Genomic DNA, 5,099 nt, shown 5'->3' with positions numbered 1-5,099 from the left:
CCTGGCCGTGGCCGGGGACGGCGACGGTCGGGGCGGCCTGCGGGCGCTGGACCGGGGAGATCGGCAGCAGCTGGCGGCGGTCGCGCGGCGCGTGGGCGACGTGCCGGCCGCCGGCGAGGATGTCGGTGAGCCGGGTGGCGACGTCGGCGTAGTCGTCGAAGCCGAGCACCGCGTCGGCCTCGGGCAACGACTCGGCCAGCTCGCGGCCGTAGCGCTCGGCGAGGCAGCCCACGGCGACCACCGCGCGGGCCCGGCCGGTCTCCTTGAGGTCGGCGGCGGCCAGCAGCGTGTCGACGGAGTCCTTCTTGGCCGACTCGACGAAGCCGCAGGTGTTGACCATCACCGCCTCGGCCTGCTCGGGGTCGTCCACGAGGCGGAAGCCGCCGGCCTCCAGCCGGGCAGCCAGCTCCTCGGAGTCGACGTCGTTGCGGGCGCAGCCGAGGGAGACGAGGTGGACGTTGGTGAGCTGGGCGGGGCCCTGGGTGGTGGCAGTCATGACCGTCCCAGTATGGCCCAGGTGACCCGTCCTCCCCCTACGCTCGTCGGCGACGCCGCCGACCGGCGGCGTCGCACCGCGAAGAGGAGTTCCATGTTCCGTCCACGTGTCCCGCTGGCCATCGCCGCCGTCGTCTGCGGTCTGGGTCTGTCGCTGAGCGCCTGCAGCGCCGGCGCCGAGCAGACCGAGTCCCCCGCGCCTGCCGGCAGCTCGGCCCCGGCGGAGGCCCCGGAGCAGACCGAGGAGACCACCGGCGAGGAGGGCTCGGAGTCGGGCACCGACGGCAAGCCGGCCAAGGAGGACGTGGTCGCCGGCTACGCCGCGCTGATCGAGGAGCAGATGGGCTCGATGGTGCCCGACGGCGGCGAGGTCGACACGGAGGCCATCGTCACCGAGGTGGCCCAGTGCTTCGTCGACGAGGTCTACGACGAGGCCTCGGTGCAGACGCTGGAGGCGCTGGCCGCCTCCGACGCCGCCGGCATCGACCCGGCCGACGCCCAGCTGTTCACCGACGCCCAGGGCACCTGCACCGAGCAGGTCACCGAGAGCATCCAGGAGCAGATGGGCGGCTGAGCCGCCGGCGGACGCCGTCCGCCCAGCACGAGGGCCCGGGTCGACGACCCGGGCCCTCGGCGCGTCCGCTCAGGCGCGCTGCAGGTTCTCCAGCACCTCGTCCAGCTCGTCGGGCTTGACCAGCACCTCGCGCGGCTTGGAGCCCTCCGAGGGCCCGACGACGCCACGGGTCTCCAGGATGTCCATCAGCCGGCCGGCCTTGGCGAAGCCGACCCGCAGCTTGCGCTGCAGCATCGAGGTGGAGCCGAGGTCGAGCTGGACGACCAGCTTGGCCGCCTCCAGCACCAGCTCCATGTCGTCGCCGATGTCCTCGACCACCTTCTTCGACTCCGCCGGGGCGGCGACGTCCTCGCGGTAGGTCGGGGCCAGCTGCCCGGTGACGTGCTTCACCACCGAACGGACCTCGGCCTCCCCCACCCAGGCGCCCTGCACGCGGACCGGCTTGCCGGCCCCCATCGGCAGGAACAGCCCGTCACCCTGACCGACCAGCTTCTCCGCACCGGGCTGGTCGAGGATGACCCGGGAGTCGGTCATCGAGGAGGTGGCGAAGGCGAGCCGGCTGGGCACGTTGGCCTTGATCAGACCGGTCACCACGTCGGTGCTCGGGCGCTGGGTGGCCAGCACCAGGTGGATACCGGCGGCGCGGGCCAGCTGGGTGATCCGCACGATCGAGTCCTCGACGTCGCGCGGGGCCACCATCATCAGGTCGGCCAGCTCGTCGACGATCACCAGCAGGTAGGGGTAGGGCGCGAGCACCCGCTCCGAACCCTCCGGCGGCTTCACCTGCCCGGCCCGGACGGCCTTGTTGAAGTCGTCGACGTGGCGGAACCCGAAGGCGGCCAGGTCGTCGTAGCGCAGGTCCATCTCGCGGACCACCCACTGCAGCGCCTCGGCGGCCTTCTTCGGGTTGGTGATGATCGGGGTGACCAGGTGCGGGATGCCCTCGTAGGCGGTCAGCTCGACCCGCTTGGGGTCGACCAGCAGCATCCGCACCTCGTCGGGGGTGGCCCGCATCATCACCGAGGTGATCATCGAGTTGATGAAGGAGGACTTGCCCGAGCCGGTGGCGCCGGCCACCAGCAGGTGCGGCATCTTGGCCAGGTTGGCCACCACGAAGCCGCCCTCGACGTCCTTGCCGAGCCCGACCGTCATCGGGTGGTGGTCGCCGCGGGCCTTGGACGAGCGCAGCACGTCGCCGAGGGTGACCACCTCCTTGTCGACGTTGGGGATCTCGATCCCGATCGCGGACTTGCCCGGGATCGGGGAGAGGATCCGGACGTCGGCGCTGGCGACGGCGTAGGCGATGTTCTTGCTCAGCGCGGTCACCTTCTCGACCTTCACCGCCGGGCCGAGCTCGACCTCGTAGCGGGTCACCGTCGGGCCCCGGGTGTAGCCGGTGACGGTGGCGTCGATGCCGAACTCCTCCATCACCTGGGTGAGCTGGCCGACCACGGCGTCGGAGGCCTGGGTGCGGGCCTTGGGCACGGTGCCGGCCTTGAGCGCACCGGCGTCGGGCAGCAGGTACTGCACATCGCCCGACAGCGTCAGCTGCTCGACCCGCTGCGGGATCGGGGTGTGGTTCGGCGGCTCCAGGGCGGTGTGGTCGAGCGAGCCCTCACCGGCGGCGGGCGGCAGACCGGCGGTGGTGCGCCGGTCCGGGGCCGGTTCCGGGACGTCTGCGGGCGCCGGGGCCGCTGCGGGGGCGGCGACCTCGGTCGGGTCGTCGACGACGGTGGTGGCCTCGCCGTCGGTGGTGTCGTCGCCGGCGGTCAGGCTGCGGCGGCGGCGCCTGCGCGGCGGCTCCTCCACCACGGGCGTGTCGTAGGCCTCGTCGACGCCGTACTCGATGTCGTCGGGACGCCGCTCGAGGCGGCGGGGGGCGGCGTCGCGCAGGGCGCGGATCCGGCCGGGCACCTCGTGCAGCGGGACCCCGACCACCACGACCAGGCCGAACACCGCCAGCAGCACCAGCAGCGGGATGCTCACCCAGACGGTGAGCAGCTCCGAGAGCAGGCTGGAGGAGATGAACCCGAGGACGCCGCCGGCCTCGCGGAGCAGCTCGGGCTGGGACGGCTCGGGGCTGCCCTGGGAGATGTTGACCAGCCCGAGCAGACCCAGCGACAGCGCCAGCCAGCCGACCGCCTGGCGGCCGGCGGGGCCGTTGCGGTCGGGGTGGCGCAGGGTGCGCCAGGCCATCCCGGCGAAGAACAGCGGTGCGGCGACCGAGAGCATGCCGATCACGGTGGAGACGCCGACGTGCACCCAGCGCCCGACCGGGTCGGGCAGCCCGAACCAGAACTCCGCGGCCAGCACGATGGCGATCGCCAGCATCAGCAGACCGGCCCCGTCGCGCCGCAGCGCCGGGTCGAGCTCCTCCTCGCGCGGGCCGAGGCTGCGGGCCATCGCCCCCACCCCGTGCGCCAGCCCGGAGAACATCGCCAGCACCCCGTTGCCGATCACGGCCCAGACCGAGCGCCGGGGTGCGGCCGCGCGCGCCTGCGGACGCCGGGTCGCCGGCTTGCGGGTCGCCGGCTTGCGGGCCGAGGACGCCGGTCGGCTGGTGCGGGTGGAGGACTTGCTTCCGGACGACCGCGGACGGCTGGAACCGGACCGAGACGTCGATCCGGTGCTCGACCGCGGTGGGGAAGACGCGCGGGTCGCCATGGCACGGAGGCTACGCCATCACCGCCCGCCGGGGGCCCGCACACGCCGGAGCGCCGGGCGCCCCGCCGCCGTCGCCGCACACGACCCCCGGAGGTGCGGGGTCAGAGGTGCGGGCGGAGCCGCCAGAGGTGGTCGACCGGCCCGATCCCCGCCCCCAGCGCGAACCCCGCGACGATCCCGCCGGTGGTGTAGTCCTTGGCGCGGCCGACCGCGGTCGGCACGTCGTCGCCGAGGGCGAGCCGGCTGGCCAGCGCGGAGGCCAACGTGCAGCCGGTGCCGTGGGTGTGGCGGTTGTCCGCGCGCTCGGCGGTGAAGGCGAGCGGCTCGTCGGCGTCGGCGCCCAGCAGCAGGTCGGTCGGCGGTCCGGAGTGGTGGCCGCCCTTGACCAGCACCCAGTCGGCGCCGGTGCCGGCCAGCGCGCGGGCCAGCTCGGCGGGTGGGGTCTGCTCGGGCAGCCCGCTGAGCAGCACCGCCTCGGGCAGGTTGGGGGTGACCACCGTGGCGTGCGGCAGCAGCAGCTCGCGCAGCGCGGCGACCGCGTCGGCGGCCAGCAGCGGGTCGCCGTGCTTGGACGCGCACACCGGGTCGACCACCACCGGGACGCCGGGCGGCAGGGTCCGCAGCAGCCCGGCCACCGTCTCGATCACCTCGGCGGTGGGCAGCATCCCGGTCTTCACCGCGTCCACGCCGATGTCGTCGACGACGCTGCGGAACTGCCCGCTGACGGCCTCCACGGGCAGCGGCCAGTAGTCCTGGACGCCGAGGGAGTTCTGGGCGGTGACCGCGGTGAGCACGCTCATCCCGTGCACCCCGAGGGCCAGCATCGTCTTGAGGTCGGCCTGGATCCCCGCACCCCCACCGGAGTCCGACCCGGCGACGGTGAGCACCCGGGCGGTCGGCAGCACGGGCTCAGGCGCCGAAGTGGTCATGCCCACCGGCCCCCTCCCACTCCCGGCCGTCCACGGTGACGCGGGTGCCCGCCTCGGGCGCCGTGAGCACCCGGCCGACCACCCGCCAGCCCGCCGGGACGTCGGCCTCGGCGAAGGTGGCGGCCAGCGCGTGGTCCTCCCCGCCGGTGAGGACCAGCCGCAGCGGGTCGCCGCCGGTGGCCGCCGCCACCGTCTGCAGCACGTCGGGCACCTCGAAGGCGGAGCTGTCGAGGTCGATGGCGACCCCGGAGGCCGCGCACACGTGCCCGAGGTCGGCCAGCAGCCCGTCGGAGACGTCGATCATGGCGGTGGCGCCGGCCTCGCGAGCCTCTCCCCCGGCGCCCCACGGCACCTCGGGTGCGAGCTGGGCGGCCACCGCGGCCCGCGGCGAGCGGAACCCGCGGCCGAGCACGGCGAGGCCGGCGGCGGCCCAGCCG

Annotated in this window: 3 protein-coding genes and 2 pseudogenes; 1 reads left to right on the top strand and 4 read right to left on the bottom strand. The window is 74.6% G+C overall.

The features are described 5' to 3' along the window. Positions 1-496 (bottom strand): annotated as a pseudogene (locus DVA66_RS16950) (MiaB/RimO family radical SAM methylthiotransferase); the annotation flags it as partial. A 93-nt stretch (positions 497-589) separates the two neighbouring features. On the opposite strand from DVA66_RS16950, the gene DVA66_RS16945 reads away from it, so the two are divergent. Then, positions 590-1,069: a hypothetical protein gene (locus DVA66_RS16945; RefSeq protein ID WP_114561121.1), complete on the top strand. Its 480-nt coding sequence runs from the start codon at positions 590-592 to the stop codon at positions 1,067-1,069. A gap of 69 nt (positions 1,070-1,138) precedes the next feature. Here the strand turns inward: DVA66_RS16945 and DVA66_RS16940 are convergent, their stop codons facing one another. The 3 genes and pseudogenes from DVA66_RS16940 to DVA66_RS16930 form a co-directional block, all read right to left on the bottom strand. After that, positions 1,139-3,733 carry a DNA translocase FtsK gene (locus DVA66_RS16940; RefSeq protein WP_114561120.1) on the bottom strand — a complete coding sequence of 865 codons (2,595 nt, stop codon included), beginning with the start codon at positions 3,731-3,733 and terminating at the stop codon, positions 1,139-1,141. Positions 3,734-3,834: 101 nt separating this feature from the next. Continuing rightward, positions 3,835-4,662 carry a bifunctional hydroxymethylpyrimidine kinase/phosphomethylpyrimidine kinase gene (gene thiD, locus DVA66_RS16935; RefSeq protein WP_114561119.1) on the bottom strand — a complete coding sequence of 276 codons (828 nt, stop codon included), beginning with the start codon at positions 4,660-4,662 and terminating at the stop codon, positions 3,835-3,837. Then, a pseudogene (locus tag DVA66_RS16930) lies at positions 4,643-5,099 on the bottom strand (thiamine-phosphate kinase); the annotation flags it as partial. The gene thiD and the pseudogene DVA66_RS16930, both read right to left, overlap by 20 nt.

The sequence above is a fragment of the Desertihabitans aurantiacus genome, from assembly GCF_003344635.1.
GTDB lineage: Bacteria > Actinomycetota > Actinomycetes > Propionibacteriales > Propionibacteriaceae > Desertihabitans > Desertihabitans aurantiacus.
The sequence above is the reverse complement of the archived record's forward strand: the minus strand, read 5'-3'. Positions and strand labels throughout refer to the sequence as shown.

What these genes read in the sequence shown, in the direction of transcription:
- DVA66_RS16940 (WP_114561120.1), bottom strand. Translation starts at nt 3,733, where the DNA reads ATGGCGACCCGCGCGTCTTCCCCACCGCGGTCGAGCACCGGATCGACG.
- DVA66_RS16945 (WP_114561121.1), top strand. Translation starts at nt 590, where the DNA reads ATGTTCCGTCCACGTGTCCCGCTGGCCATCGCCGCCGTCGTCTGCGGT.
- thiD (WP_114561119.1), bottom strand. Translation starts at nt 4,662, where the DNA reads ATGACCACTTCGGCGCCTGAGCCCGTGCTGCCGACCGCCCGGGTGCTC.